This is a genomic window from Grimontia sp. THUN1695, assembly GCF_059704325.2.
The window spans coordinates 478,186-505,006 of record NZ_AP046576.1 but is presented as its reverse complement, the minus strand read 5'-3'; the positions used below and the strand labels follow the sequence as shown (position 1 = coordinate 505,006).

Sequence of the window (26,821 nt, the reverse complement as noted above, 5' to 3'; positions counted from 1 at the left end):
CGTGTTAAAAGTGCTTATCATTGAAGATGACCAGGACATTGCTGCGTTGCATGAACATTTTGTCCGCAAAGATGGCCGTTTCAGTGCGGTCAGTGTTGTCCATGACTTGGCGAGTGCCAGAGAACTCCTTTCAGTCGCCAATTTTGATTTGCTTATCATAGACAACTACTTACCCGATGGCGTGGGGGTCGATTTATTGCCTGATCTCCAGCCATCGCTTGGGCGGCCTGAATGTGTGCTGATAACTGCCGCCAATGACTCAGACACTGTCCAGAAAGCGCTGCGGTATGGTGCGTTTGACTATTTAATCAAGCCATTGGATTACAAAAGGCTGACGGAGAGTTTGGATAAATTCTGTGCCATTAAGCAGCAATTGGTGAATGAGAAAGCCTTTGACCAGCGCACGCTGGATGTCTTGTTCAGCGGTGGCACCATCATTAAAAAGCGGGATAATATTGACCCTTACACGTTAAAACAAATCGTCGATCAGTTTCCCCATGCCCATATTGAATTAACCGCCAGTGCGATTGCCGAGGCATTCAGTATCAGTAAAAGCACCGCCAGACGCTATTTGGACAGGGCTGTTGAAGAAGGTGACCTGATAGCTTTCCTCGAACACGGCAAAGTGGGGCGACCTACCCGGGTATATCGCCGCCCCGGATTTGTGGGAAAATAATCTTTGCAAATCATTCAAATTTCCAACTCTGTAATGTTATATTATAACATTATTGCTTAGACATTTGATGGGTTATGCTCCTGCCATACCGCACGTTATTATCGTTGTTGTTAGTCGTTTTGCTGGGCTGGCAGGGGGTTGCGTTTGCGCATCACAAGGGCGAGCATCACCATTCGGTTAACATTGACCACCAATGCATGCAGTGTGCGTTGGGTGTCACTGGTGTCGAAACCCGAGCCTTGAGTGTTGTCCCGCAGCCTATCGGGTTTACCCATCCTATCCACACTATTCTTCCTTTCCTTTCGGCCATTGTTGTCCCCCAAAAAGCACGCTCTCCACCCAATGAACGCTTCACCATTGGCGACCTTATAACAAATTAGATTTTGGAGAATGTATGATAAATAAAAACATCTTTGCACTGAGTGCAATTGCTTTGGGTATGGCATCGACAGCGTCAGCCGATCATGATGAACATCGCCAGCACGATGCCCATCAACACGGTGTGGTTGAATGGCACATTGCACAGGATGGTGATGAGCTGTTGGCTGAAATCACCGCGCCCGGCAGTGATGTGGTGGGATTTGAACACGCGCCGGAAAATGCAGCGCAGAAATCAGCCATTGAGAAAGCGATGGCGACGCTTGCCAAGCCAGGTGCGTTGTTCGCGATTAATGCAGAGGCAGAGTGCAAGCTGGAATCACATACCGTCAGCAACACGCTTGGCAAAGGGAATGGTGATCACCACGACCATGATCATCATGAGCATGAGGAGGAGCATCACGATCATGATGATCATGAACACCATGACGAGCATGCCCATCACGATAGCTATGATGATCATAACGACCACAAATCGCACAGTGATCATCATGACCACGACCATGATGATCACGATAAGAACATGGTTCACGGCGAGTTTTCAGCGCAATACACCTTCCACTGCCAATCTCCTGGCAGCCTCAAAACTGTCTCAACAAACTGGTTTGAGGTATTCGGTAACACCGAAAAAATCGGCGTGCAGGCAATCACCGACAAAGGTGTTGCGGCTGGCAAACTTGTACCGGCTTCTAACACGTTCCGTTTCTGATTCACAGGCTCCGAAAGGGGCCTTTTGGTTGTTTAACTATGTTGCACATTGAAAACCTTCGTTTCCGGTGGCCGGGTCAGGCATCGTGGCAGATTGATATTCCGCAGTTTACGCTGGCAGCCAAAGAGCGCGTTTTCCTGAAAGGGGCAAGTGGCTGTGGTAAATCTACCCTGCTTGGGTTGGTTGCGGGAATTAATACGGCGGATGAAGGCACATTACGTATTCTGGATACGGATTTGACCGTGTTAAAAGGGGCGGTGCGGGATACCTTCCGTGCCGATAACCTTGGTTACATTTTCCAGCAGTTCAACCTGCTTCCTTACCTGTCTGTTCTCGATAACATTACCTTGCCGTGCCGCTTTTCCAAACGAAGAAAAGCCCGCGCAGGCGCGAATCTTCAACAAGAAGCGGAACGGTTGCTGGATGCGCTGGCACTGCCTAAAACCTGCCTTTCCAAACCGGTGACAGAACTCAGCATTGGGCAACAGCAGCGCGTTGCCGCTGCCAGAGCTCTGATTGGCAAGCCAGCATTACTGCTTGCCGACGAACCCACGTCTGCGCTGGATGCCGATACACGAAATACCTTTATCTCCCTGCTGATGAATGAGTGTGACAATGCTGGCTCCAGCTTGCTTTTTGTCAGCCATGACAGTGCATTGGAATCCCATTTCGATCGCTCGGTACTGTTGCCGGCCCTGAACCGTGCAGCATCCCAAACGGAGGGAGAATAGATGGCCATTCTCCGATTAGCACTGCAAAGCCTGAAAAACCGGAAAACCACAGCGCTACTCACCATGTTTACCGTCGCGGTGTCCGTTGCTTTGCTGCTAGGTGTTGAACGGGTCCGCACACAGGCCAAGGAAAGTTTTGCCAACACCATCTCCGGGACGGACCTGATTGTGGGTGCGCGCTCTGGTCAGGTAAACCTGCTGCTCTACTCTGTATTCCGGATAGGCAATGCGACCAATAATATTGACTGGAAAAGTGTCGAGGATGTAAAAAAACATTCATCGGTCGCCTGGTCAATTCCCCTTTCCCTTGGTGATTCTCACCGGGGGTTTCGTGTGGTGGGGACCACAACAGATTATTTTAAATATTACCGGTATGGTCAAAAGCAGGCATTGGCGTTTTCGCAAGGCGTACTTTTTGATGGGCTGTTTGATACTGTCATTGGCTCTGAGGTTGCTAAAAAGCTGAATTACAGACTGGGCGACGAAATCGTGATTGCCCACGGGCTTGCCGACAAAAGCTTTGCCCGACACGACAATCTGCCCTTCAAGGTGACTGGGATCCTGGCACCGACCGGGACACCGGTTGACCGCAGCGTCCATGTTTCGCTGCCAGCGATAGAAGCTATCCATATTGGGTGGGAGAGCGGTGCCAGAATGGGAGAAGGGGTGAGAGCAGAAGATATCGATCCTGATACGCTTCATCCCGGACAAATTACGGCATTATTGGTCGGACTGAAAAGCCGCATCCAGACATTCGCCCTGCAACGCACCATTAATGAGTATAAACAGGAACCGCTGACGGCAATTATGCCGGGTATTGCACTGCATGAACTGTGGGGAATGATGTCAGTGGCAGAACAGGCGTTGCTGGTGGTGTCAGGGTTTGTGGTGGTTGCCGGGTTAATGGGTATGCTCTCCAGCTTGCTGACAGGACTGAATGAGCGCAGGCGGGAAATGGCAATTTTGCGGGGTATGGGGGCAAGGCCTGCCCATATCTTCATTTTGCTGATCAGTGAGGCGCTGTTTCTGACCTTGCTGGGTATCATTGCAGGGGTTGCAGCACTTCTAATTCTGATTCAAGTGGCAGCCCCTTTTGTCCAGAGTCAGTATGGCTTGCAGCTTTCCGCTGCGCTTTTAAGTCAACATGAATGGAGACTGTTAGGCATTGTCCTGATAGCCGGATTTCTGGTTGGTGTGTTGCCAGCGCTTCGAGCGTATCGCCAATCCCTGTCGGATGGCATGACAATACGGATATAAATAATGATGAAAAAATGGTTACTGATATTGACCGCGTGCCTGCCGTTGTTTGCGTCTGCTCAGGAGGCATTGACGCTGGACTGGCTGGATTTGATCCCGGAATCTGAACGCAATCAGTTCAATGATCGTGGTATGCCGCTGGTGGACCATAGCGGCGACATTGCCGCCCAGCAAAGTTTGGTAGGAAAAATCCGGCCTGAACTCAATAACAGCCTGGTGAAAATCCCCGGCTTTGTGATCCCCCTTGAAGGTGATGCCGACACTGTCACTGAGTTTTTACTGGTGCCTTTCTTTGGGGCATGTATCCATGTGCCGCCACCGCCGCCAAACCAAATTGTGTATGTGAAATTTGAAAAAGGTGCGCCGGTGCAAGAGTTGTGGGACGTGGTGTATGTGGTGGGCAGGCTGAAAACCGAAACGGTTTCCCGAGACATTGCCCAAGCGGGGTATTTGCTTGAAGGATCAATCATTGAGCCTTACGACGACCAGTAACTGAGAATACGGCGATGTTTTATCCCCAAGCGACCTGAATCCTCAAGTTGTTTGGGGATATATCCCTATCCTTTGCTGTTTTTGGTCGACGTTCTGTCGCCCGGTACAGCTTTCAGTCAGGAATCACTGGCATACTTGATGCGGCATGGCCGGAAAGCGGCAATAAGAAAGAGGTGATTTTCCAGTCTTTTAAACAGCGGTTTTTGATCCTCGCTCTACAATAAATACCGTCAGGCTATGTCTATTTTGCATTTACTTATCACTTTTGCCCGACACGATGTGGTTGAGGGAAGGAGAAATACATGATCAAACGGAAGTTATGGCTTCCAGCGCTGATAGGTGCTGCGCTTCTGGCCGGATGTGGAGGCCAGGAAACTCAACAGAAGCAAGCGTTTGCCCCCATTGTTGCAGTTGAAACTGCAGAGTTGATTGATTACCAGCCTCAACAGAGCTTTGTGGGGCGAACAGAAGCGATAGAAGATGTCGGCATTGTTCCACAGGTATCCGGTTATCTTCAATCACGCTATTTTAAAGAGGGGGAGATGGTCAATACCGGTCAGCTTCTGTATCAAATCGATCCCTCCCTTTATGAAGCCAAAGTCGCCAGTGCGAAAGCGTCAGTTGCTCAGGCGAAAGCCGGTGTTACCAATGCAAACCTCGACTACAAGCGTGGCGAAGACCTGCTTCCCCGTGGCGGTATCAGCCAATCTGAATTCGACCGCCTGACAGCAGTGAAATTGCAGGCAGAAGCGGCACTCAAATCTGCCGAAGCGCAGTTACAGGCAGCAGAAACCGATCTTTCCCACACCATTATCCGGGCGCCATTTTCTGGCCGGATCAGTGAAAGTCGCGCGAGTATCGGTGATCTGGTTTCACCATCAACTGGTGTGCTGACGACCATCGTCAGTCTGGACCCAATGCAGGCTTCGTTCTCCATGAGTGAGAAACAGCGATTGCAATCCGGTGCCGATCGTATGTCTGGGCAGGGCAAAGGCCGCAGTGACAATGTGGAAGTGTGGTTGAAACTTGGAAAAGGCTTTGACTACGAATACAAAGGTCAGCTTGATTACCTCGGTAACCGTATCGACACCCAAACCGGCACCATTGCCCTGCGTGCACAATTCCCTAACCCGGAACACCGTTTGTTGCCCGGCCAGTACGTGGAAGTGATTGTGAAAGACAAAAACGCCAAACCGACACTGGTGATCCCGCGTTTGTCGGTGCAAACCGATCTGGAAGGGGATTTTGTGATGGTGCTGAAAGACGGCAATGTCGTTGAACGTCGCAACATCGAACTGGGTCCGCAAGTCGATCAGGGCGTGATTGTGCTGACAGGGTTAAACGAAGGTGAGAAAGTGCTGACCAAAGGCTTGCAACGCGTGCGTAATGGCATGACTGTTCGCCTGGAAGGCCAAGGGGCGTAACCGGATGCTTAGTCGCTTTTTTATACAGCGCCCCAAGTTTGCGCTGGTTATCTCCATCATCTTGACACTGGCGGGTGCGATTGCGCTGCTGAACCTGCCAGTGGCTGAATATCCGCGTATCAGCCCACCATCAGTGAGTGTGACAGCGGTTTATTCCGGTGCCAGTGCAGAGGTGGTGGAACAGGCTGTCGCCGACCCGATAGAAACCTCGGTCAATGGTGTGGAAAACATGATCTACATGTCTTCCAAAAGTGCCAACGATGGTTCCTACAACCTGAACGTGACGTTTGATATCGGCACCGACCCTGACATGGCGCAGGTTAACGTGCAAAACCGCGTAGCACAGATTGAATCCAAACTGCCGCCGGAAGTGCGTCAGGTGGGGGTGACGGTGAAAAAACGCTCGCCTGACCTTTTGATGGTGCTGAACTTTTATTCACCGGAAGGCAAGTACGACGACCAGTTTCTGGTTAACTACATCAACCTGAACATCAAAGACCAGATTGCACGGGTCAAGGGGATCAGTGAAGTTAACGTGATTGGCGGTGGCGAATATGCCATGCGTGTTTGGCTGAACCCTGAGAAGATGGCTAACCTTGGCATCACTACCTCAGATGTGCGCTCTGTGCTTGCAGAGCAGAACGTACAGGTTGCTGCCGGTGATATTGGTGCACCACCGTTTAACAATGCGCAGGAGATGACCTTCAAGCTTGTCACCAAAGGCCGCCTGAGCTCGGTGGAAGAGTTTGAAAATGTGGTTGTCCGCGCCAACCCAGACGGCTCAATGGTGTACCTGAAAGACATTGCTGACGTCTCTTTGGGCAAGAAATTCTATACCGGTAACGGTAAGTTCCGTGACCGGCCAGCCTCTATCGTGATCCTGAACCTGCAATCTGACGCCAATGCGCTGGAAAGTGGCGGTCTGGTGATGGAGCGTCTGGAACAGCTTGCGCAGAACTTCCCGGAAGGCATGAGCTATGAAGCCAGCTATGACACCACCCTGTTCGTCTCCGAGTCGATCAAAGGCGTAGTGAAAACACTGGTTGAAGCGGTGCTGCTGGTTATCGCGGTGACGTACCTGTTCCTTGGCAGCTTCCGTGCCACGTTGATCCCGGTAGTGGCGATCCCGGTTTCCCTGATTGGTACGTTCGCCGTGATGTTGGCGTCGGGCTTTACCATCAACACTGTGACCCTGTTCGGTTTGATCCTCGCTATCGGTATCGTGGTGGATGACGCCATTCTGGTTATCGAAAACGTTGATACCAATATGGCAAAAGACCCGTCCCTCACACCGCGTCAGGCAACCTTGCTGGCGATGAAAGAGGTGACAGGTCCAATTATTACCTCAACACTGGTACTGTTGGCGGTATTCTTGCCGGTTGCTATGCTGCCGGGTATTACTGGCATCATGTACCGTCAGTTCGCACTGACTATCTGTATCTCGGTACTGATCTCGTCGATTAACGCACTGACCCTGTCACCGGCGATGTGTTCACTGGTGCTTCGTCAGGGCGGCGACAACCATGCCCGCTGGTTTAAGGCGTTTAACAACGGCCTTGAAAAAATTACTACTAAATACGGTGCCGTAGCAGGCTTCCTGGTGCGCAAAACCGCCGTACTGGGTGTGTTGTTTATCGTGGCAGTGGGTGCGGCGGGTTACTTTGCCAAAACCACCTCAACCGGTTTCGTGCCTCAGGAAGATAAAGGCGTGATGCTGATTAACATCCAGCTTCCTGATGCTGCTTCCCTGTCCCGTACCGAAGAAGTGACGCGCAAGCTCGGTGAAATGGTCACTGCTGAGCCAGGTGTTGATGGTGCGACAGTGGCGAATGGTTACGCCTTCCTGACTGGTGCTGCGGCATCAAACGGTGCGTCTATGTTTGTGAAATTGAAGGATTGGGAAACCCGACAGGCACTGGATGGGGACCACTCTTCGTTTGACATCATCAACCGTATTAATGCAAAAGCAGCCGTAGAATTGCCTGAAGCGGTTGTGTTTGCGATGGGACCGCCAGCTGTTCCGGGGATGGGGCCTTCATCCGGTTTTGAATTTGTACTGGAAGATACCCTTGGCCGCAGCCGTGGCGAGTTGGCGATGGTGATGCAACAGCTGATGCAAAAAGCCAATGAGCAGCCGGAAATCGCACGCACCTTCAGTACATTCCGTGCGAACGTACCGCATTTCTATATCGACATTGATCGTGAAAAAGCCAAACAGCTGGGTATCCCACTGTCTGAAATCTTCACCACCTTACAGGGTAACCTTGCCGGCATGTACGTGAATGACTTCAGCCTGTTTGGTAAGAACTACCGTGTGACCATTCAGGCAGATGGTGATTACCGAAATGATCTGGGCTCGATGGGCCGTTTCCACGTGCGTTCGAACACTGGTCAGATGATCCCGCTGAGCACCCTGATTGATATTGAACAGGTGTTTGAACCGGACGTGGCATGGCGTTACAACATGTACCGCGCTGCGGTTATCCAGGGTTCACCTGCACCGGGTTATTCATCTGGTGACGCGATTGCCGCGATGGAACGTGTCGCGGCGGAAGTATTGCCACAAGGTTATCAGTATGAGTGGACAGGTATGGCATATCAGGAAAAGCAAGCGGGCAACCTTGCTATCTACGCGTTTGCCCTGGCGCTGATCTTTATCTACCTGTTTATGGTGGCGCAGTATGAAAGCTGGAGTATTCCACTGGCGATCATTCTGGTAGTACCTGTGGCCACGCTGGGTTCTTTCCTTGCGTTAGCCATGACAGGCACACCGCTCAACCTGTATGCGCAGATTGGTCTGGTTCTGCTGATTGCACTGGCGGCGAAAAACGCCATCCTGATTGTGGAGTTCGGTAAGAACGAGCGTGAACAGAATGAGCTGCCGATTGATAAGGCTGCAGTGATGGGCGGTAAGCTGCGTTTCCGTGCGGTGAACATGACATCCTGGTCATTCATTTTGGGTATCATGCCGCTGATCTTTGCAGCTGGGGCTGGTCATATCAGCCAGAACTCACTGGGGATTTCACTGACTGGGGGGTTACTCTGTGTGCTGCTGGCTGGTACCTTCCTGATCCCGGGCTTCTTTGCCGTTATCCAGAGATTACGAGAGAAGCATCACGGTGGTTCAACCAAGCTGGTAGATTTGGAAGACCGATTGCCACACCCATAAGGACAAAAAGGCGCCTCATCGAAGGTGCCTTTTCTTTTTTATTCAGACAGTTAATCAATGCTGAGGCAAGTCCGGCTTGGGTTTTACCTTCACCAGACTTTCGATAATGCTGATAGCCAGTCCCAGCCAAATCAAACCAAAACTGACGGTTTTCACCTCATCAAAAGCCTCACCGAAAACTGCGATAGCGAGCACAAATTGTAGCGATGGCTCAATGTATTGCATAAACCCAATCATCGACATCTGCGCATACTTCACCGCCTCTGAGAAAAAAAACAGTGGCAGCAAAGTGACAGGGGCAGCACCGAGATATAACAACAGGGTAGACATGTCACCTGACACAGCAACACTGGTGCCTGTTCCTATCTTGTAAGCCATGTAAATCGCTGCAACCGGCAGCAGCGCAATGGTTTCGACTAAAAGGCTTGAGATTGCATCATACTTCACATGGCGTTTGCACCAGCCATAGAGCGCAAAAAACACCGCCATTAGCAGGGCAGCAACAGGCAGTTCCCCGTATTGACAGATTTGGTAACTGAGGCCTAGGGCACCAAACAATACCGCCGCTTTTTGTCCAAGGGTCAGCTTTTCATTAAACGCCACCACACCCAGAGCAATGACCAGAAGAGGGTTAATAAAATAACCAAGACTTGCGTCCAACACGCGATCATTGGTCATTGCCCAGGTAAATGCACTCCATGAAATACACATCATCACGGATGCAAGTCCGGCAAAGAAAAATGAACGTTTATCGGCAACCAGCGCTGACCAGTTTGGCGACGTGGCTTTGCGAACCTGCAGCACCAGAAGTAAAAACGGCAGTGACGCAAGAATGCGCAGCGCCAACAGCTCATCCATGGCCGCATTGGGTAGAAACTGGTAATAGAGCGGCATTGCGCCCCATAGCAGGAAAGCCACAGCCGCCATCACGTTACCAAAACGTGTTGGATTCATAGGGAGAATACCTTGGGTGAAAAATAATCAGGGGATGCGTGATTGTATAGCGGAAAAGGGATTTGTAAAGTGACAAAGGTGAAAGAATGAAACGTTTGAGAGTGTCCTTTGATGAAAGTATTGAAAGGGTGAATGTCAGGGGGGCAGTTGGGTTTAGGTCCAGTGTTAGCATCGTATTGGGTGTAATTGCTTAACATTTTAAATTAAGGCTTTGTTGTGATTTCAATCGCTGTATTGCACTTTTTTATTGGAAAATGAGAGGTTTGTTTAATATTTCTGCATGGGTTTCTAAAATGATGCTTTTCTGGTCTCTTCGAGAGGGCGCATTTGTGAGCCCCCTCTTGGTGTTGCCTGCTTAACCTGGCAGGTTTGCGATCTGCTCAGCCATATCCATCAGGGTATCCAGTATCCGTTCACCGTCAGCGCGCAGGCCATTGTGTTCATACTCATTGGTGATCCATGCGCGGCTGTTTGGAATTTTCCTGAGCGTTTCGCGGGAGTAATCCATTTCCACATACATGTCATCGGCGTAAACGGCGCAGGCAACAGGCACGGTGTTTTTTGCCAGCGTGTCCAAATCATAAAGCATTGGCCAGTCTGACTTGGTTGCCAGTGCCTCTGCGGCTTGCTTGAGCGGCAACAGGTTTTGCATCTGGTCGAACATCCACGGATACACCATTTCACCGGTGAAGAGGAAAGGCTTTCCCGGTGCGTAGTTAAACTCAGGGTATTCCTCATTGCGAACCCGGTGTGCTGACCAGTTCGATGACGTTCCCTGGTTGTAAATCGGCTCATGGAGAAAGGCGTAAATCGGGTTGGTCTGGTAGCTTTGCTCATTCAGCATTGCCTGCAGGAAGCTGACGCTCAATACCTTCCCGTGAGCGGTTTCTGTGAACGCTTCTTCCAACAGGTAATACATAGGCAAGTTTGCGCCGCTTCGGCCCAGATTGATACCGATTTGCTGGAACTGCTCTACGGTAAAGGTCTGCCCATTTGGCAATTTGACATCGTGGCTGGTCAGGTAGTCTGCGATTTCAGCACAACGCGCCTGTGCAGCGGGGAACTGGGCAAAGAACGCCTTGTTCTTATCCAGTACACGCTGATAGGTTGCACGGTAAACATCGTCAGCATGCCGGGTCAGTGAGGGGACACCCCCTGTGATGTATACGCGGTGCAGGCTTTGTGGATAGAAAGAGAGATAGCTCAAGGCACAGAACCCACCAAAGCTCTGGCCGAGAATTGACCATTTTTCTGCCCCCAATGCTTCGCGGATTGCCTCGGCATCGCGCACAATGTTATCGGCCCGGAACTGGCTGATCATCGCCACCTGACTTTCGGTATCTAAATGACTCAGGGTGTGATGTGTCAGGGGCGAACTCAGCCCTGTACCACGCTGGTCTAATAACAAAATACGGTGGTTTTGCAGGGCGCGCTTTAGCCACCCGCTTCTTGCATCTGGCCGTGGTGAAGGAAAACCGGGGCCACCCTGAAAATAAACCAGCCAGGGAAGATCTGCATCAGCGTTGGCGACATCAACCACTTCGCGGGCAAATACATCAATCAGCGGGCTGTCGCTGTTTTCATAATTGAGGGGCAGTTTGAACCGATGTTGACGATACAAGATACTGCCGTCGATAAAGGATGCTTGCATAGCGGTATTCCTTGTTGTGCGTTTATTTGTAAAAGCCTGTCAGGTGAGAGCGTTTACCGTCAATGCTTATCACCGTTTAAGGAGCTGTCTGCGATACCGCAGGCTCCACGCTGGCAGGGTTCACATTTTGCACGACCAGTGAACAGGAAGGAAATTTTGTAGCGGTTTCTGGCAAAACACAGATAGGCGCGATCGGTAAACCATCGGATAACCGGCAGACGAAGCAAGCCAATCCAGCGTTTCTTGCCAACCAGCGACCATGCTTTGTGTGTGACAATACGGCCTTGAATTCCATCTGGATCGTTACAATACCGTTCAGAGTGCTTGGCTCGGTGATGCTGGTCTTTGGGGTAAAGCTGTTGTTTACCAGTGTTTTCATTTGCGCTTCTGTCAGGCCGTAAACGAAGGGGAAAGACTTCCTGTTGAGAAATGACTAAATTGAGAATAAAACAGAGAGGCTCAGCAGGTAGAATAACGGGTGTAATTAACGAGATGTGACGCGTTGGATGCGTCAGTGAATCGGGTAACAATAGCCTTGTTCACCTCTCGATAAGGCACGAAGGAAAGCTATGGCAGATAATAAAAACAACGTACTGGTGCTGTTTGCGCATCCCTCCCAGCGGCGTTCAGAAGTGAACGTCCCATTATTCAAAGTAGCAAAATCAGTTGAAGGGGTTACGGCGGTTGATCTTTACGGTGAATACCCTGACTACCACATCAATATCGATCTGGAACAGCAGCGTCTGCTTGGGCATGACGTGGTGATTTTCCAGTTTCCGCTTTACTGGTATTCCACGCCGTCCATTTTGAAAGAATGGCAAGACTTGGTTCTTGAATATGGGTTTGCTTATGGGTCGCAAGGTACTGCACTCCGCGGAAAGAAATTTATGTGCGCTATAACGGCGGGCGGCAAGGAAGAGGCTTACAAGGCGGACGGGTTTAACCACTTTAAAATCCGGGAGCTGCTGGCACCACTGGAACAGATGGCAAACCTGACGGGAATGCGTTATCTCGCGCCTTTTGCTCTCTTTGGCTCCCGCACAGCTGCGGAAGACGGCAAAGTGGAGCGCCACGTTGCGGCCTATAAGCGGCTGCTCAATGCCTTTGTTAACGGTACTGTTGATCTTAACAAAGCGGCGGCCAGTGAAAAAATCACTGCAGGCAATATGGTACATGTGCTGAAGGAAGGTGCGTGATGACAGGCATATTTCTTAAGGCGTTTATTTTCCTGGCTGCTGCGGTTGTGGCTGTTCCCATCGCCAAAAGGCTTGGATTGGGCTCGGTGCTGGGTTACCTGATTGCCGGGGTGGTGATTGGGCCGGTGATCGGTCTGGTGGGGGATGAAACCACAACAATCCAGCATTTTGCTGAATTTGGCGTCGTGATGATGCTGTTTCTTGTCGGTCTTGAGCTGGAGCCGAAAATGCTCTGGGCGATGCGCAATAAATTGCTGGGTCTGGGAGGGTTGCAGGTTGGCCTTACAGCGGCTGCCGTCATGGGGATTGCATTGCACCTTAACCAGCCCGGAAGTGTTGCGCTGGCGATAGGCCTGATTTTCGCGCTCTCTTCGACCGCGATCGTACTCCAGACGTTCAATGAAAAGCGGCTGACCAAAACCGAAGGCGGGCGCAGCGCATTTTCTGTGTTGCTCTTTCAGGATATTGCGGTGATCCCGATGCTGGCCTTTATCCCATTGCTGGCATTGCCAGAGTTGGTTGAACAGGCACAAAGCGCAGCAGCGGTGGCCGCAGAACACCATGAGGAACTGAGTCTGGTTGCTGGCTTGCCAGGCTGGGCGCTGGGCTTGGTGATCACTGCCGCCATCGCGACGCTGGTCATTGGGGGGCATTACCTGAGCCGGCCATTGTTCCGTTTTGTCGCCAGCTCCGGCCTGCGCGAAATTTTCACTGCGACGGCGCTGATGCTGGTGATTGGTATTGCGGTACTGATGAGCCTGATTGGCTTGTCGCCCGCGCTTGGTACGTTTCTCGCCGGGGTCGTTCTTGCCAACAGTGAATTTCGCCATGAACTGGAGTCCAATATTGAGCCGTTCAAAGGGCTGTTGCTGGGGTTATTCTTTATCACGGTGGGTGCGGGTATCAACGTTGGTATTCTGTTCGACAATTTCTTTGCCGTCATCGGCCTTACAGTTGGATTGATGCTGCTGAAAGCAGCAATTCTCCTGGTGCTGTCGTTGATTTTTCACATTAAGGGTACTGCACGCTGGTTGTTTGCATTAAGCCTTGCTCAGGCGGGGGAATTTGGTTTTGTGCTGTTGAGCTTTTCCACACAAAACCACGTATTGCCGATAGACACTGCTCAATTGCTGTCTCTGGTTGTCGCCCTGTCCATGTTCCTGACGCCGGGCCTGTTTATCCTGTACGACAAAGTGATCCTGCCGCGTTATGCCAAAAGCAAGAATAACCGGGAATATGATGAAATTGATGAGCAGGGTAGCGTGATCATTGCCGGTGTAGGTCGGTTTGGTCAAGTAGTGAACCGGGTATTGACCGCCAATGGTGTTAAAACCGTGGTGCTGGACTATGAAGCGGCTCAGGTCGAAAACCTTCGAAAAATTAATGTGAAAAGCTACTTTGGTGATGCGACGCGCCCAGAGCACCTCCATACGGCGGGCATTGAAGAGGCTGCTATGCTGGTGGTGTCGATGGATAACCAGGAGACCACGACCGAGCTTGTCGAGTATGTGAAGCATACCTACCCGCATGTCAAAGTGCTGGCCCGTGCGTTCGATCGCGGCCATGCTTACATGCTACGCCATGCCGGGGCGGATTTTGTTGTTAAGGAAACCTTCCATTCTGCGCTGGAAATGGGGGCGGAAGCGCTGAGAACACTTGGCACCCATCCATTCTTAGTTGAGCAGCAGAAAGCGACCTTTAACCGGATAGAAAAGGAAAGCTCGGAAAAACTGTATGACACATGGATGGGCGGCGATGAATCGCAATCGTATGATACTCACTACCAACACCTGTTTATCCAGCTTGAAGAAACCATTCGTGAGGCGATGAAAAAAGACCGTATGGACAGACACAGTATGACCGACCGTGAATGGACACCGCCACCGAAGGATTACCTGGAGGATCTGGAAGAGAGTGGGACTGAAACAGAGGACAAGCCCGTTTGATAATACAGGCTACCTTCGTTGCTGACGATGCGGCGTGACCGGTGTCTATCAATAACAAAAAGCCAGACAGCGTTTGCGGGTGTCTGGCTTTTTTGAGCTTACCGGCAAATTACCATTCAATATCAATCGGGGTGCCCAGTTTGACCAGACGGAGGAGTTCATCCATCTCCTCGTTGGCGATAGCGATACAGCCGTCCGTCCAGTCTTTGCTACGCCCACTGCCGGGGAGGGAATCGTTGTTGTCTTTCTGACCGTGAATCATGATTTGGCCGCCAGGGTTAACCCCCAGTTTCTGGGCGCGTTTTACGTCGTTTTCATTGGGGTAGTTGATGCGGATAGAACGATAAAAGCGGGATTTTTCATTGATGAAATCGAGTAAATAGCGGCCTTCAGGTGTGCGTTGGTCGCCTTCCCGCAGCTTGTGTCCTTTGGGGTTTGCGCCGAGGGATATGTGATACCATCTTACAATTCGATCACCCTGAATCAGATACATCTTACGGGCAGATTTGTCGACTTTTACCAAATCCACGTGCTGTTCCGTTGCTAATCCGTTGGCAGTAAAGCCAATGCAGAGTAGCAACGTAAGAATGAGCGTGTTAATCCATGATGTCATAGTGTCTCTAAAACGGGTGCATTTATTTCATTATTGGTGAAAACGCAGGAAACGTCGCGTTTGACCGCTACTGATGGGCGTCTGGTTGTAAATAACCTTGGCTCTGACTTAAACCGATTTATTGGTTTTAAGAACAAAAATCTCTGATTGGAGGAGATTTTGGGGCTCTCGTATACTCGGGCTGACGCTGGGAGCCCGGCAGAAAAATGACAACATACCGTGTAGAGAGTAAACATGATTGATTTTTGGCCACTAATTGGCATCGCTATTATTACCGTGGGGTTGGCACTGAAGCTAAACACCCTGCTGGTTATTTTGGTTGCCGGTGTAGCAACCGGACTTGTCGCCGACATTGCTGTGATGGAGATACTTTCCATTCTCGGTCAGTCATTCACCCAAAACCGCTATATGTCTCTTTTCATCCTTATCCTTCCCATGATTGGCATTCTTGAACGCTATGGATTGCGCCAGCGTGCGGAACGGCTTATCGGATCAATGAAAAAAGCCTCTGTCAGCAAAATACTGATGACATACCTGCTGCTGCGCAAAGTGACCAATGGTATGGGACTGAGTATTGGCGGACACCCTTCAATGGTCCGTCCACTGATCGCACCGATGGCAGAAGCTGCGGCGGAAAAAGTGTCACCGAAACTGGCAGAAGAAAAACGCCAGGCAATCCGGGCCCTTTCTGCCGCGAGTGAAAACGTTGGCAACTTCTTCAGTCAATTGTTGTTTATTGGTACTGGCGGCATTTTGCTGATCAAAGGTGTGATGGCGGATAACCAATTGGATGTTCAACTTGAAACCATGGCGTTGTGGGCACTACCGACAGCGATAGCCTCCTTCGTGGTGTTTGCAGTGTTCAGCAAAGTTGTTGAAGCCAACTTATTGAAAAATAGTATTAATGCTAAGCCAACAGCTGATGAACAGGGGAGTGAAGGGTAAAGGCCATGCTTGAATATATTTATCAAACGACAGGCTTGCTCCTGCTGGCATTTTCACTGCAAAGCTTTTTGGATAAAGACAACCCGAAGCGTATTGGTAGCGGCCTTTTCTGGCTGATTTATGGTATCACCTTTATCTTTGGTGCGATGATCCCACACTGGGTTACCGGTTTGATGGTATTGGCTCTGACTGCGTTGGCGGCGGGCGGATTTATGGGGATCGGGAATTACAAAACCACCAGTGATGAGGAACGCCAGAAAACCGCCTCAGTACTGAAAAATAAACTCTTCATTCCTGCTGTTATTGTTCCTTTACTCACAGTAGCTATTAGCCAGTTTACTTCGCTGGGAGCGCTGGTGGGGCTGGGTATTGCTTCGGTTGCTTCAATCATTGTGGCGCTGTTGATAACCAAGAGCAAACCCATGCATAGTCTGAATGAAGGACGCCGTTTGATTGATTCGATTGGCTGGGCAGCGATTCTTTCACAATTCTTAGCGGCACTGGGCTACCTGTTTAACCAGGCAGGCGTAGGCGATACTGTTGCGCAAATCGTAAAAATGATGATCCCGGAAAATATGCTGCTGGTGAACGTGATTGCTTACTGTGTCGGTATGATGGTGTTTACCATGGTCATGGGGAATGCATTCGCCGCATTTGCGGTTATCACGACTGGTATTGGTATTCCATTGCTGATCATGGAATATGGCGGTAATGCTGCCATTATTGGCGTGCTGGGAATGCTTTCCGGCTATTGTGGTACGTTGATGACACCCATGGCGGCCAACTTCAATATTGTCCCGGCTGCGTTGCTTGAGCTGAAAAATAAGCACCACGTCATTCTCATGCAGATGGTCCCCGGATTGGTCATCTTGACATTTAACATAGTTGTTATGTACAGCTTTGCATTCTGAGGAAAGCGATGAAAAAAGTTCTGATTACGGGGTTTGAACCCTTTGGTGGCGCTTCAATCAACCCTGCATTGGAAGCAGTGAAGAAACTGGACGGTGTTGAGCTTGAAGGTGGCGTCATTGTTACTTGCGAAGTGCCGGTGACCCGTTATGAAGCGATAAAAGCAGTCAGTGAGGCGATTGAGAAACACCAACCAAGCTATGTTATCACGGTAGGACAGGCGGCTGGCCGCACCGCGATCACCCCTGAGCGTATCGCGATCAATGTTGACGACTTCCGCATTCCAGACAATGGTGGCAACCAACCGGTTGATGAACCGATTGATGAAGAAGGCCCAGCTGCGTATTTTTCCACCTTGCCAATCAAGGCGATCACCCGCAAGTTGCAGGAAAACGGCATTCCTTGCCAGGTATCAAACACGGCAGGGACTTTCGTGTGTAATCACCTGTTTTATGGTATTCAACACTATCTTTGTGACACCGATATAGGGCATGGCTTTATCCATATTCCCTTACTGCCGGAGCAGGCAGCCGGAACTGAGCAACCGTCCATGTCACTTGATACCATTGTTGAAGGCCTACGCCTTGCTGCGCAGGCGACCATCGAAAACAAAATGGACATCAAGGTGGGAGCGGGACAAATCTGCTGATCCCAATGATGTTAATCGCCTAATTGCTAAGAGCTGACATTTCGGCTCTTTTTATTTTGTGCTGCTGAGAGAAGAAGCAACCGCTGTTGCTGTCGGGCAAAGTAAGGCCATCACAACGGATGGCCTTGGGGATTATTCGCCGGTTTTCAGGCGCAGGAAGTAGTTTTCGTACTTCTCGGTGAGTTCGCCAACCGCGTCTTGCCATTCACCGCGATCGAGGTCTTCCTGAGGCGGGAACAGAGTTGGGTTGTCTTTATACTTGGCATTCGATTTTTCGACCCCTGTCAGGTAACCCGTGTCAGCACTGATTCGTGCCGCGATCTCTGGGCGCAGCAGGAAGTCGATCATCTTATGGGCAGCTTCAATATTCTTCGCATTTTTCGGAATTGCCAGGCTGTCTACCCAGAAGATACCGCCTTCTTTTGGCCATACCAATTCGATAGGCAGGCCTTCACGCTGTGCTGCCGCCGCTGAGCCGTTCCACAACATGCCCAATCCCACTTCACCAGACAAATACGGGTTTGCCGGGTTGTCTGAGTTAAATACCAGCACGTTTGGCATCAGCTTTTTCAGCTCTTCATAGGCTTCATCAATCTGTTTTGGGTCGGTAGAGTTACCGGAGTAGCCCAGTTTACGCAGTGCAATGTGGAACACTTCTCGGGTGTCATCCATCAACATGATTTGGCCTTTCAGCTCAGGGTTCCACAAGTCTGCCCAACTGTCGAAGTCATCTGGGTTATACATGTCTGTGTTAACAGCCAGACCTGTCATCGCAATCACGTGAGGGATTGAGTAATCGTTGTTAGGATCAAAAGGCTTGTCGAGGTAGTTTTTATCCAGCTCGGTGAAATTGTTGAGCTTAGAATGGTCGATTTTCTGGAGCATACCTTCATCGCGCATTTTCGCAACAAAGTAGGTAGAAGGCACCACAAGATCATACCCATCCGGGTGGGTTTTCATTTTTGCATACAGGGTTTCGTTTGACTCATACGTTGAGTAGATCACCTTGATGCCGGTTTCGCGGGTAAATTGCTCAAGCAACTCAGTTGAGATGTAAGGCCCCCAGTTTGCGAAGATGAGCTGATCATCAGCAGCATGTGCCGGTGTGGTAAAGATAGCTGCTGCACACGCAGCGCTGGCCAGAATAGCAGACCATTTTTTCATTATTGGTTTCCACCTCCAAAGGCCCTTTTTTACAGGGCGCATTGATAATCCAGAACTATAGCGTAGCTCTGCGTTAACATCTGAATTCCTTCAGAGAATCTCATCGGTAAAGAGAGCACCTCTATCCCCGAAAAAATTGGCGCGATATTACCGCCGAAACCTAGTGCTGGCAACAGATTCAGCGCGTTAATCATGGTCAGTAGAAAGAACAAGACAAAGAGTGTAATGCTTGGGTATCAAAGTGAGTAACAACCAGCGGCGTGATCTGGGACGATAAACCGTTTGGCTTAAGCAACTGCACGTTTACCTTTGAAGCGCATTTTTTTAACTGAAGAGGAGAGGATGTGTTACTTGAAGAGCGATAAATGTGGCCTATGTTTTATAACCAAACATTTGCATTTTATTCGTAAAGGAGTGTGAAGTTTTCTTCGGTTTTAACAGGGTAATGAACAGAAAATATCGATAACAATCATTAAATTAAGGATATTTTCATGTTGTATTTGGAGTTCCTGTTCCTGCTTGTAATGCTGTATCTCGGATCGAGATACGGAGGTATTGGCCTTGGTGTCATATCGGGTATTGGTCTTGTTGTTGAGGTCTTTATTTTTAAGATGCCGCCAACATCACCGCCAGTCACGGTGATGTTGATCATTCTGGCGGTGGTCACCTGTGCTTCTATTCTTGAAGCTGCCGGTGGTTTGAAATACATGCTGCAAGTCGCGGAAAGGCTGCTGCGTAAAAGCCCGCAACGGGTGACCCTGATTGCGCCATTCGTGACATACACCATGACATTCCTGCTGGGTACAGGCCATGCAGTTTACTCCATCATGCCGATTATCGGTGACGTGGCGCTGAAAAACGGCATTCGCCCTGAGCGTCCAATGGCAGCGTCTTCGGTTGCCTCCCAGATAGCGATCACGGCATCCCCTCTTTCTGCGGCGGTGGTTTATTACCTTGCACAGCTTTCCAACATTCAGGCAGAAATCACTCTACTGTCGATCCTGATGGTAACGGTGCCAGCGACCTTGTTCGGTACACTGCTGATGTCACTTTACTCGATGAAACGCGGCAAGGAACTGGAAGACGATCCTGAATATCAGGCACGCATGAAAGATCCAGAATGGCGCGAGCGCATCCTGAATACAACGGCGACATCGCTGAATGAAACACTGCCGGCTTCTGCGCGCAATGCGGTGTTGATCTTCCTGTTTTCGATTCTGACCATTGTGTTTATCGCCATGGTGCCGGAAGTGCGGACAATCGGGGAGGGCACTAAACCTATCAGCATGTCCGTGATTATCCAGATGATGATGCTCTGTTTTGGTGGTGTCATTTTGCTGGCAACCAAAACCGACCCACGTAACGTGCCAAATGGCGTGGTATTTAAATCCGGCATGGTGGCAGCAATTGCAATTTTCGGTATCGCCTGGATGTCTGATACCTACTTCAAATACGCCATGCCACAATTCAAGTCTGGCATTGTAGAAATGGTCACCAACTACCCCTGGACGTTCGCACTGGCGTTGTTCATTGTGTCGGTGGTGGTTAACTCGCAGGCTGCAACCGCGCGTATGATGCTGCCTGTCGGTCTTGGACTCGGCCTCGACCCTGCGCTGCTTATCGGTATTATGCCTGCGGTGTATGGTTACTTCTTTATCCCGAATTACCCATCAGATATCGCTACTGTCAACTTTGATACTTCCGGTACCACCAAAATCGGCAAATGGTATTTCAACCATTCATTTATGTCGGTTGGTTTGATTGGTGTGATAGGGGCGTGTTTGCTCGGTTATGTGCTCGGGCAGATGATTATTGGCTAATTGAAACAGCCTCCAGTTTAAAACCGCTCTTATATGGGCGGTTTTTATTAGGCCACCGCTTCGATGGGCTGCCAAACGCTTAATGTGCTTGGGAAGCGACCCCCCACATTGCCAACCCAAACCCCAGATGAAATAATTCCGCGCATTGTTTCAAATACACTGACTGTGACGTGATGAATAACGATATTGATATCATCGATAGCCTTGAAGAGCTGGAAGCCTTTCTTATCTCGGTTGAAAATGGGGGGTTAGGCCTGACAGGGGTGGCTGGCGTGGCGCTGGCAACCAACAATGCAACCGGCCAGCCGTTTGTGGCGGTACTGGATGACAAGCACCAGCTGATCCTTGCGCGCAACGTGACCCAGGCGGTGTTTGAAACCGGAAAAGACCTGGTTCGCAACGGCCCAAGAAAGCACTGAGTTTTCACCTGAAAATACCTGCTTTTTCAACAGCAAACGCCCTCAATATTGCGGGCGTTTGTGTTCTGATAGCACAGCCGTTTCAATAGCGCAGCAAATGACGTTTTCGTTTACGGCGTTATTCGGCCAATCCACCTTGAGTCAGCTTGGTGGGGTCAAGCAAGCGCGTGAGTGTTTCCCTGTCTAAATCTGTTGCTTCTTCGGCAACGTCAATGATTGCGCGGCCTTCTTTGTACGCTTTTTTGGCAATTTCTGCCGCTTTCAAATAACCAATCACCGGGTTCAGGGCGGTGACCAGAATCGGGTTCTTTGCCAGTGCAACATCCAGGTTGTCTTTGCGAACCGTGAACGTGAAGATGGCTTTGTCTGCCAGTGCACGGGCACTGTTGCTGAGCAGCTCAATACTTTCCAGCACATTATGGGCAATCACCGGCAGCATCACGTTCAGCTGGAAGTTGCCAGACTGGCCTGCCACGGTCACGGTAGTATCGTTACCAATGACTTGTGCAGCGGCCATGGCGACAGCTTCTGGAATAACAGGGTTCACCTTGCCCGGCATGATGGATGAACCGGGTTGCAGCCCCTGAAGCTCAATTTCACCCAGGCCTGCCAGTGGGCCGGTGTTCATCCAGCGCAGGTCGTTGGCAATCTTCATCATAGCAACCGCAGCGGTTTTGAGCTGGCCCGCATCTGTATTTAGATAATGATAATTATTATCATTAATATTTTTTTAATAGCAACCCTTGATGTATTGAGGGCGTTTGTTTGGGGAAACAAACACAGGGAAAAAGAAGGACGCCATCGCGCCCTTTGGTGACAATTGAGGCTTAGAGTGTTTGCGCCAGCCAGTCGTTGAATTCATTTGGCGGCAATGCCCCGTTGATGTGTTGTGCCATCTTGCCGTCTTTGAACACCATGATGGTCGGAATGCTGCGAATGCGGTATTTGGCTGACAGAGCCTGTTGATCTTCGGTGTTTACTTTCACGAAAATCGCCTCGTCAGCCTTTTGCGCGGCAGTGGTTTCAAATACCGGCGCAAATCCCTGACATGGCCCGCACCACGGTGCCCAGAAGTCGATCACGACGGGTTTGCCGGACGTTAACAGAGCATCTATGTTTGCGTCGGTGCCCTCGACAGGCTTGCCATGGAGCAACGCTGACTTGCACACACCACAGCTTGGGTTGTCGTCCACGCGTTCTGCCGGAATACGGTTCAGTTTGTAACAATGTGGGCAACGCACGGTTAATGTACTCATTTTAAAACCTTTTCTTTAACTTATTTTGTGCTCAGACTAATGACTTTGACCCCTGAATGCCATTTTGTTTCAACGATTGTTTTGATTGCTTTTTTCTATTATGTGCCACTGCCAAGGAGCGTCCTTACAAAGCGTATAGAAGCCATTGTGATGAACTGAGATGCTCGCTGTGTGGGGCCGGGGAATAACCTGCCCTGGATATCAGTCAATCAATGGACAGCTTGGGGGCAAGACCAGGCGAATGGCGTCAGGGATGGCCTAAAAACGGATGTACTTGGTTGAAATAGGCTCGCCGTCGAGATTGATGGGGATTTCTTCCTCTGACTGCCATTCAACCCAGGGGGTGCGAACACGATGGACATACTCACCATTCAGCGTGTCATCTTTTAACTCTGCGATGACCTGTGCAAGGGCTTCAAGGGGAAAGCGTCTTAAAACAATCGAGTCCAACATACCGTTATTTAGCATGGCATTGGGCCCCAGTATTTGCCCGTCTCCTGCCTGTCGGCCATTGCAGACCGCACCAATAATAACTTCGCCTTCTGTTTCCTGCCCAGGGTGTCGCGTTGTACCGCTGTAGGGGACAAAACCCAGCGCCTGGACAATACCGGAAAGGGTGTAGGCGCCGCCACCTAAGAAGTTCTTAAGGGGCGCGGGAGTTTCAGCCGTGACTTTGGCACCAAAGCCACCACTGGCAACGTTAATAAAGTACCGGTCATCTGCCTTTACACAGTCAATAGGCACTGATGTTCCTTGTTGGGCGAGTGTTAAGGCGTGTTCTAAATCGACGGGAATTTGGCAGGCTGTAGCAAAATCGTTGGCGGTTCCGAGGGGCACCACGGCCAATTCCGGGCGCGATGCCGGTGGGTGTTGCATCAAGGCGGACGCGCATTCATTAACTGTTCCGTCTCCCCCTGCCGCCACAATCCGGGAACACCCTTCGTGGACAGCGTCGTTGACCAATCTTTCAATATCACCGGTTTCCCAGGTCACGCGGACTTCCACGTTGCCATTTTCTCTTGCGGCAAAGATGGCATTGCGTACAGGTTCCAGCCCGGCTTTTTTACCGTTGAGCAAAACACGGATTGTCATGGCTCTTCCCTGAATAATGAAGGCATGTCTGGAAGTATACGGTGTGGCGTGCTCCGCAGTGTTTTAATGTCTTGAAAAACCGTTAACTCGGTTTACGAAAATAAAAATGCCCCCAGAGGTTGGGGGCACGAATGTGGAGGACGTTTTCTTATTTAGCTTCTACACGGTTCATAAACTTGTGTTCCGCGGTATTCACACGGATTTTATCACCTGGGGCAACGTACTCAGGTACCTGCACAACCAAACCGGTAGTCAGGGTAGCAGGCTTGGTTCGGGCACTGGCTGATGCGCCTTTGATAGAAGGCGACGTTTCAGTGATCACCAGATCCACTGCGGCAGGCAATTCGAGCGCAACAGGTTTTCCACTGACAGTCAGTACCTGAATGCCTTTGGTTTCTTCGGTAATGAACAGCCGTTCTTCTTCAATGTCATCTTTGTTGAAGTGGTAGGGTGTGTAATCTTCACAATCCATAAACACGTATTCGCTGCCATCGATATAGGAGAAGTCAGCGGCATGGCGGCTGAAGTCAGCCAGGGTGATCATGTCGTCTGCTTTGAAGCTTTCATCGACTTTGGCACCGGTCGCTACATCATAAAGACGCATACGGTAAAGGCTATTGCCTGCGCGACCACTTGGAGTCAGTTTGGAAATGTCTTTTACTGCCAGTACCTTACCATTGTGTTCGATAACGGCATTTTTTTTAATTTCGCTTGCCTTTGGCATCGTTACTATTCCCGTTGGATAACTGGGCAGAAAAATATCATGAATCCCGATTTTGGCAAGCAGGAGAACGTATCATTAGTGCAGAATAACAGACATTACATGCTACCTTTGGGCTTGCGGGCATGAAGGTGGCATGATGAACAGTCCCACCAGTTGAGAAGGAACAGCACAGACCATGATCAAACAGCTTGATAGCAAAGTGGTTTACCAAAACAAATGGATGACCGTGCGTGAAGACAAGATTGCAAGGCCCAGCGGTGTTGAAGGTATTTATGGCGTGGTTGATAAACCCGATTGCGCCATTATTATTGCCATTGATCATGAGTTAATTCATTTGGTGCAACAGTATCGCTATACCGTCCAGCAGCGCTGCTGGGAATTGCCGCAAGGCGCCTGGGAATCCAATCCCGATGCTGATCATTTAGCGTTGGCGAAAGGGGAGTTGCAGGAGGAAACCGGCATGGCGGCTGAAAATATGGTCTATGTTGGCGCCCAATACATTGCTTACGGCTTTTTAAACCAAACCTGTCACGTATATTTTGCCAGTGGACTGAAAGAGGTCGGGAAAAATTTAGACGCGGAAGAAGAAGATCTTATTTCCCAGGCTTTTCCGGTTGCCGAGTTTGAACGCATGATCATTGATGGCGAGATTAAAGACAATGTTACGATTGCTGCTTACGGATTGGCAAAATTGAAAAAACTGCTCTGATAGCCATCGTCACATAATAGCGCGGGAAGCGTTATAACACGATGAAAAATTTACTTATTTCTGTCGTTAAGATGACAGATAAATGCCGTTTTGTTACTGTCGGAAGTGTCAATGAATTACGTGAAAGGGAAAGCAGCATGACGTTGGAAGGTGCAATTACGTTTACCATCGCTATATTTATTTTTGTTATTACGCCTGGCCCCGGTGTTTTTGCCATTCTTGCGCGTGCCGTGGTAACGGGATGGCGGGACTGTGTCATTATTACAGCCGGCATGGTAGCGAGTGATTTGATTTACCTTACGCTTGCATGCTTTGGTCTTGCCACAATAGCGGAGAATTATGCAGGCCTCTTTACGGCGATTCGTTATATCGGTGCTGCTTATCTCGTCTTCCTTGGCTATAAAATGTTTAAGGCTTTGCCACAGGTTGCCACATTGTCAGAATCTGATAAACCGGTGAAAAAGTCCGCTGGTCTGATGGCTGATTTTGTGCAGGGTTTTCTGATATCAGCTTCTAATCCCAAGGTGATCCTTTTCTATATCGCATTTTTGCCGACCTTTATGGATCTCACTGTGTTGAGCGTGAGTGATGTGATACTGGCGAATGTATTGGCAGGTGTCGCTTTAATAAGCGGTGCGATGCTTATTGCTCTTGGTGCAGATCGGGCGGCAAAATTGCTGAAAACTGAGAAGGCTATCCGGCGAATGAACCGGGGGGCGGGGTCCATTATGATAGGTGCAGGTGCTTACTTAGCGATAAACCGATAACCCCGCGTTAATGGAGAAAAACAGCCTGCGCATGTAGCGCGCGATCGCAGACAGAGTAGAAGGATCTTTTTTCTACGTGTATGAACAGACTACCGTTTTATACTTAGGCATTCTGTAACGATATATTGGTGATAAAAGTTGATAGATGTCTCATTACTAAAAAAAACATCATTAATACTACAATTTTAGTTGCGCGATCTTTAAATTGATAAAAAATATCAGAGTGTGGTTAAAAATAAAAAATAATTAAACCTGATGTCATATTTAACCATCTGACAGAAGAAAGGGATCTTTTCTAGAGGGTGAATAGGATCCTTTATTGATTAAGAAATATAAAGATCCCTGATTTTTGGATGTATACTGTGAGTATCAATATAAAATAGTTTTATCTACTATAATTTGATTTCATAGGTATAAATTGAAAATGCAGGTGTTCATTGAAAAGTAGTTTTATTGGAGATGTGGCATGTTAGGGCAAGGCAATCTGCGAAATAAACTCGTTGATTATGGTCGTAAACTCGTTATAAATGGGCATGATACCGGAGAATGCGGCAATCTCTCTGCACAAATGGAAGATGGCAGAGTGCTTATTACTACTAATGGTCTGAGAATGGGAAAGCTGGGGCCAGAGCATTTTTCTGTTGTATCATTGCAAGGGGAGTTACTGTCCGGTGAATTACCCGATTGGGAGTTTGAGCATCATCTGGACATATATAATGCCAATTCTAAACACAAAGCGATTTTTACCCTTACTCCAAAAAACATCTCTAAACTGGTGACAAACGATCATCAGAATGTAGAAAATGTGCTTCCGGCACTGGCTCCTATTGCATCCATGCGAACCTCAATATTGCCGAAGATCCCTATTTTTAGATCTTCTGGATCGCGTTTTTTGGCAGAAAAGGCGAAAAATCATCATGCCGTTCTTATTGCCAATATTGGTTTGGTTGTGATGGGAAAGGATCTGGACGATGCTCTGCGTAATGTCGAAGAGCTGGAAGAAACTGCGGCGCTGAGATTAAATGCTGCGAATGATAACTTCCAATACTTGAGCAATGAAGAAATCGCCGAAATAAAAGCGGTTTTTGCACATTAGGTGAACACACATTTTTTTGTGTTAGCTGACAGACGCCAGACAACGCTAATAGTGAATTTCCCGGGGATGTGTTTT

At 49.5% G+C, this 26,821-nt stretch carries 26 protein-coding genes and 1 pseudogene; 17 read left to right on the top strand and 10 right to left on the bottom strand.

What is annotated here, in order from left to right; all coding sequences use genetic code 11:
- The first annotated feature begins 1 nt into the window (after window position 1).
- Complete coding sequence (locus AC6IB1_RS02450) at window positions 2–676, top strand: response regulator (RefSeq protein ID WP_497566206.1); 675 nt, start codon at window positions 2–4, stop codon at window positions 674–676.
- Between the two features lie 110 nt (window positions 677–786).
- On the opposite strand, the gene AC6IB1_RS02445 is transcribed toward AC6IB1_RS02450, so the two are convergent.
- Window positions 787–951: a hypothetical protein gene (locus AC6IB1_RS02445; RefSeq protein WP_497566205.1), complete on the bottom strand. Its 165-nt coding sequence runs from the start codon at window positions 949–951 to the stop codon at window positions 787–789.
- A 119-nt stretch (window positions 952–1,070) separates the two neighbouring features.
- Between AC6IB1_RS02445 and zrgA the strand changes: the two genes are divergently transcribed.
- From zrgA to AC6IB1_RS02415, 6 genes are all read left to right on the top strand, one after another.
- Window positions 1,071–1,763, top strand: coding sequence for a zinc uptake protein ZrgA (gene zrgA, locus AC6IB1_RS02440; protein WP_497566204.1), 693 nt, complete (start codon window positions 1,071–1,073; stop codon window positions 1,761–1,763).
- 38 nt (window positions 1,764–1,801) lie between these two features.
- Window positions 1,802–2,494, top strand: coding sequence for an ABC transporter ATP-binding protein (locus tag AC6IB1_RS02435; protein ID WP_497566203.1), 693 nt, complete (start codon window positions 1,802–1,804; stop codon window positions 2,492–2,494).
- Window positions 2,495–3,751, top strand: coding sequence for an ABC transporter permease (locus AC6IB1_RS02430; RefSeq protein WP_497566202.1), 1,257 nt, complete (start codon window positions 2,495–2,497; stop codon window positions 3,749–3,751).
- A 6-nt stretch (window positions 3,752–3,757) separates the two neighbouring features.
- Window positions 3,758–4,243 carry a DUF3299 domain-containing protein gene (locus tag AC6IB1_RS02425; RefSeq protein WP_497566686.1) on the top strand — a complete coding sequence of 162 codons (486 nt, stop codon included), beginning with the start codon at window positions 3,758–3,760 and terminating at the stop codon, window positions 4,241–4,243.
- A gap of 302 nt (window positions 4,244–4,545) precedes the next feature.
- Window positions 4,546–5,667, top strand: coding sequence for an efflux RND transporter periplasmic adaptor subunit (locus AC6IB1_RS02420; protein WP_497566201.1), 1,122 nt, complete (start codon window positions 4,546–4,548; stop codon window positions 5,665–5,667).
- 4 nt (window positions 5,668–5,671) lie between these two features.
- Window positions 5,672–8,836: an efflux RND transporter permease subunit gene (locus AC6IB1_RS02415; RefSeq protein ID WP_497566200.1), complete on the top strand. Its 3,165-nt coding sequence runs from the start codon at window positions 5,672–5,674 to the stop codon at window positions 8,834–8,836.
- Window positions 8,837–8,890: 54 nt separating this feature from the next.
- On the opposite strand, the gene rarD is transcribed toward AC6IB1_RS02415, so the two are convergent.
- From rarD to AC6IB1_RS02400, 3 genes are all read right to left on the bottom strand, one after another.
- A complete protein-coding gene (gene rarD / locus AC6IB1_RS02410) occupies window positions 8,891–9,790 on the bottom strand; it encodes an EamA family transporter RarD (RefSeq protein WP_497566199.1) in 900 nt (299 codons plus the stop codon).
- A gap of 355 nt (window positions 9,791–10,145) precedes the next feature.
- A complete protein-coding gene (locus AC6IB1_RS02405) occupies window positions 10,146–11,441 on the bottom strand; it encodes an alpha/beta fold hydrolase (protein ID WP_497566198.1) in 1,296 nt (431 codons plus the stop codon).
- Between the two features lie 59 nt (window positions 11,442–11,500).
- Window positions 11,501–11,971: a DCC1-like thiol-disulfide oxidoreductase family protein gene (locus AC6IB1_RS02400; protein WP_497566197.1), complete on the bottom strand. Its 471-nt coding sequence runs from the start codon at window positions 11,969–11,971 to the stop codon at window positions 11,501–11,503.
- 39 nt (window positions 11,972–12,010) lie between these two features.
- On the opposite strand from AC6IB1_RS02400, the gene AC6IB1_RS02395 reads away from it, so the two are divergent.
- On the top strand, window positions 12,011–12,637 hold the full coding sequence (locus AC6IB1_RS02395; protein ID WP_497566196.1) for an NAD(P)H-dependent oxidoreductase: 627 nt from the start codon (window positions 12,011–12,013) through the stop codon (window positions 12,635–12,637).
- Entirely contained in the window at window positions 12,637–14,583 is a 1,947-nt protein-coding gene (locus AC6IB1_RS02390) for a monovalent cation:proton antiporter-2 (CPA2) family protein (protein ID WP_497566195.1), read from the top strand. The genes AC6IB1_RS02395 and AC6IB1_RS02390 overlap by 1 nt, the downstream gene beginning before the upstream one ends.
- A gap of 109 nt (window positions 14,584–14,692) precedes the next feature.
- Here the strand turns inward: AC6IB1_RS02390 and AC6IB1_RS02385 are convergent, their stop codons facing one another.
- Window positions 14,693–15,196, bottom strand: coding sequence for a L,D-transpeptidase family protein (locus AC6IB1_RS02385; protein WP_497566194.1), 504 nt, complete (start codon window positions 15,194–15,196; stop codon window positions 14,693–14,695).
- A gap of 234 nt (window positions 15,197–15,430) precedes the next feature.
- Between AC6IB1_RS02385 and AC6IB1_RS02380 the strand changes: the two genes are divergently transcribed.
- The 3 genes from AC6IB1_RS02380 to pcp are packed head-to-tail and all read left to right on the top strand — an operon-like array spanning window position 15,431 to window position 17,699.
- Window positions 15,431–16,141 carry a DUF969 domain-containing protein gene (locus AC6IB1_RS02380; protein ID WP_497566193.1) on the top strand — a complete coding sequence of 237 codons (711 nt, stop codon included), beginning with the start codon at window positions 15,431–15,433 and terminating at the stop codon, window positions 16,139–16,141.
- 5 nt (window positions 16,142–16,146) lie between these two features.
- Window positions 16,147–17,052 carry a DUF979 domain-containing protein gene (locus AC6IB1_RS02375; RefSeq protein WP_497566192.1) on the top strand — a complete coding sequence of 302 codons (906 nt, stop codon included), beginning with the start codon at window positions 16,147–16,149 and terminating at the stop codon, window positions 17,050–17,052.
- Window positions 17,053–17,060: 8 nt separating this feature from the next.
- Entirely contained in the window at window positions 17,061–17,699 is a 639-nt protein-coding gene (gene pcp, locus AC6IB1_RS02370; RefSeq protein WP_497566191.1) for a pyroglutamyl-peptidase I, read from the top strand.
- Window positions 17,700–17,831: 132 nt separating this feature from the next.
- Here pcp and AC6IB1_RS02365 read toward each other — a convergent pair whose 3' ends face one another.
- On the bottom strand, window positions 17,832–18,863 hold the full coding sequence (locus AC6IB1_RS02365; protein ID WP_497566190.1) for an extracellular solute-binding protein: 1,032 nt from the start codon (window positions 18,861–18,863) through the stop codon (window positions 17,832–17,834).
- Window positions 18,864–19,354: 491 nt separating this feature from the next.
- Here AC6IB1_RS02365 and AC6IB1_RS02360 point away from each other — a divergent pair, with 491 nt between their 5' ends.
- Window positions 19,355–20,683 (top strand): anaerobic C4-dicarboxylate transporter, encoded by a 1,329-nt coding sequence (locus tag AC6IB1_RS02360; protein WP_154124834.1) that lies wholly within the window; start codon window positions 19,355–19,357, stop codon window positions 20,681–20,683.
- Window positions 20,684–20,856: 173 nt separating this feature from the next.
- A complete protein-coding gene (locus AC6IB1_RS02355; RefSeq protein WP_497566189.1) occupies window positions 20,857–21,102 on the top strand; it encodes a hypothetical protein in 246 nt (81 codons plus the stop codon).
- Window positions 21,103–21,220: 118 nt separating this feature from the next.
- On the opposite strand, the pseudogene AC6IB1_RS02350 reads toward AC6IB1_RS02355, so the two are convergent.
- The 4 genes and pseudogenes from AC6IB1_RS02350 to efpL form a co-directional block, all read right to left on the bottom strand.
- Window positions 21,221–21,790, bottom strand: a pseudogene (locus AC6IB1_RS02350) (lyase family protein); the annotation flags it as partial.
- A gap of 139 nt (window positions 21,791–21,929) precedes the next feature.
- Window positions 21,930–22,358 (bottom strand): thioredoxin TrxC, encoded by a 429-nt coding sequence (trxC, locus tag AC6IB1_RS02345; RefSeq protein ID WP_497566188.1) that lies wholly within the window; start codon window positions 22,356–22,358, stop codon window positions 21,930–21,932.
- Window positions 22,359–22,616: 258 nt separating this feature from the next.
- Window positions 22,617–23,450 (bottom strand): lipid kinase YegS, encoded by an 834-nt coding sequence (gene yegS / locus AC6IB1_RS02340; RefSeq protein ID WP_497566187.1) that lies wholly within the window; start codon window positions 23,448–23,450, stop codon window positions 22,617–22,619.
- Between the two features lie 148 nt (window positions 23,451–23,598).
- Window positions 23,599–24,174 carry an elongation factor P-like protein EfpL gene (gene efpL / locus AC6IB1_RS02335; protein ID WP_497566186.1) on the bottom strand — a complete coding sequence of 192 codons (576 nt, stop codon included), beginning with the start codon at window positions 24,172–24,174 and terminating at the stop codon, window positions 23,599–23,601.
- A gap of 175 nt (window positions 24,175–24,349) precedes the next feature.
- Between efpL and AC6IB1_RS02330 the strand changes: the two genes are divergently transcribed.
- The 3 genes from AC6IB1_RS02330 to AC6IB1_RS02320 all read left to right on the top strand — a co-directional run bounded on the left by AC6IB1_RS02330 (window position 24,350) and on the right by AC6IB1_RS02320 (window position 26,746).
- Window positions 24,350–24,883, top strand: a complete 534-nt coding sequence (locus AC6IB1_RS02330; protein ID WP_497566185.1) for an NUDIX domain-containing protein — start codon at window positions 24,350–24,352, stop codon at window positions 24,881–24,883.
- A 137-nt stretch (window positions 24,884–25,020) separates the two neighbouring features.
- Window positions 25,021–25,650 (top strand): LysE family transporter, encoded by a 630-nt coding sequence (locus tag AC6IB1_RS02325; RefSeq protein WP_497566685.1) that lies wholly within the window; start codon window positions 25,021–25,023, stop codon window positions 25,648–25,650.
- A 466-nt stretch (window positions 25,651–26,116) separates the two neighbouring features.
- On the top strand, window positions 26,117–26,746 hold the full coding sequence (locus AC6IB1_RS02320) for a class II aldolase/adducin family protein (protein ID WP_497566184.1): 630 nt from the start codon (window positions 26,117–26,119) through the stop codon (window positions 26,744–26,746).
- Window positions 26,747–26,821: the final 75 nt, after the last annotated feature.

Excerpts from the sequence above, each read along its gene's own strand:
- AC6IB1_RS02445 (WP_497566205.1), bottom strand. The coding sequence starts at position 951 with ATGGGTAAACCCGATAGGCTGCGGGACAACACTCAAGGCTCGGGTTTC.
- zrgA (WP_497566204.1), top strand. The coding sequence starts at position 1,071 with ATGATAAATAAAAACATCTTTGCACTGAGTGCAATTGCTTTGGGTATG.
- AC6IB1_RS02435 (WP_497566203.1), top strand. The coding sequence starts at position 1,802 with ATGTTGCACATTGAAAACCTTCGTTTCCGGTGGCCGGGTCAGGCATCG.
- AC6IB1_RS02430 (WP_497566202.1), top strand. The coding sequence starts at position 2,495 with ATGGCCATTCTCCGATTAGCACTGCAAAGCCTGAAAAACCGGAAAACC.
- AC6IB1_RS02425 (WP_497566686.1), top strand. The coding sequence starts at position 3,758 with ATGAAAAAATGGTTACTGATATTGACCGCGTGCCTGCCGTTGTTTGCG.
- AC6IB1_RS02420 (WP_497566201.1), top strand. The coding sequence starts at position 4,546 with ATGATCAAACGGAAGTTATGGCTTCCAGCGCTGATAGGTGCTGCGCTT.
- AC6IB1_RS02415 (WP_497566200.1), top strand. The coding sequence starts at position 5,672 with ATGCTTAGTCGCTTTTTTATACAGCGCCCCAAGTTTGCGCTGGTTATC.
- rarD (WP_497566199.1), bottom strand. The coding sequence starts at position 9,790 with ATGAATCCAACACGTTTTGGTAACGTGATGGCGGCTGTGGCTTTCCTG.
- AC6IB1_RS02405 (WP_497566198.1), bottom strand. The coding sequence starts at position 11,441 with ATGCAAGCATCCTTTATCGACGGCAGTATCTTGTATCGTCAACATCGG.
- AC6IB1_RS02395 (WP_497566196.1), top strand. The coding sequence starts at position 12,011 with ATGGCAGATAATAAAAACAACGTACTGGTGCTGTTTGCGCATCCCTCC.
- AC6IB1_RS02390 (WP_497566195.1), top strand. The coding sequence starts at position 12,637 with ATGACAGGCATATTTCTTAAGGCGTTTATTTTCCTGGCTGCTGCGGTT.
- AC6IB1_RS02385 (WP_497566194.1), bottom strand. The coding sequence starts at position 15,196 with ATGACATCATGGATTAACACGCTCATTCTTACGTTGCTACTCTGCATT.
- AC6IB1_RS02380 (WP_497566193.1), top strand. The coding sequence starts at position 15,431 with ATGATTGATTTTTGGCCACTAATTGGCATCGCTATTATTACCGTGGGG.
- AC6IB1_RS02375 (WP_497566192.1), top strand. The coding sequence starts at position 16,147 with ATGCTTGAATATATTTATCAAACGACAGGCTTGCTCCTGCTGGCATTT.
- pcp (WP_497566191.1), top strand. The coding sequence starts at position 17,061 with ATGAAAAAAGTTCTGATTACGGGGTTTGAACCCTTTGGTGGCGCTTCA.
- AC6IB1_RS02365 (WP_497566190.1), bottom strand. The coding sequence starts at position 18,863 with ATGAAAAAATGGTCTGCTATTCTGGCCAGCGCTGCGTGTGCAGCAGCT.
- AC6IB1_RS02360 (WP_154124834.1), top strand. The coding sequence starts at position 19,355 with ATGTTGTATTTGGAGTTCCTGTTCCTGCTTGTAATGCTGTATCTCGGA.
- AC6IB1_RS02355 (WP_497566189.1), top strand. The coding sequence starts at position 20,857 with ATGAATAACGATATTGATATCATCGATAGCCTTGAAGAGCTGGAAGCC.
- trxC (WP_497566188.1), bottom strand. The coding sequence starts at position 22,358 with ATGAGTACATTAACCGTGCGTTGCCCACATTGTTACAAACTGAACCGT.
- yegS (WP_497566187.1), bottom strand. The coding sequence starts at position 23,450 with ATGACAATCCGTGTTTTGCTCAACGGTAAAAAAGCCGGGCTGGAACCT.
- efpL (WP_497566186.1), bottom strand. The coding sequence starts at position 24,174 with ATGCCAAAGGCAAGCGAAATTAAAAAAAATGCCGTTATCGAACACAAT.
- AC6IB1_RS02330 (WP_497566185.1), top strand. The coding sequence starts at position 24,350 with ATGATCAAACAGCTTGATAGCAAAGTGGTTTACCAAAACAAATGGATG.
- AC6IB1_RS02325 (WP_497566685.1), top strand. The coding sequence starts at position 25,021 with ATGACGTTGGAAGGTGCAATTACGTTTACCATCGCTATATTTATTTTT.
- AC6IB1_RS02320 (WP_497566184.1), top strand. The coding sequence starts at position 26,117 with ATGTTAGGGCAAGGCAATCTGCGAAATAAACTCGTTGATTATGGTCGT.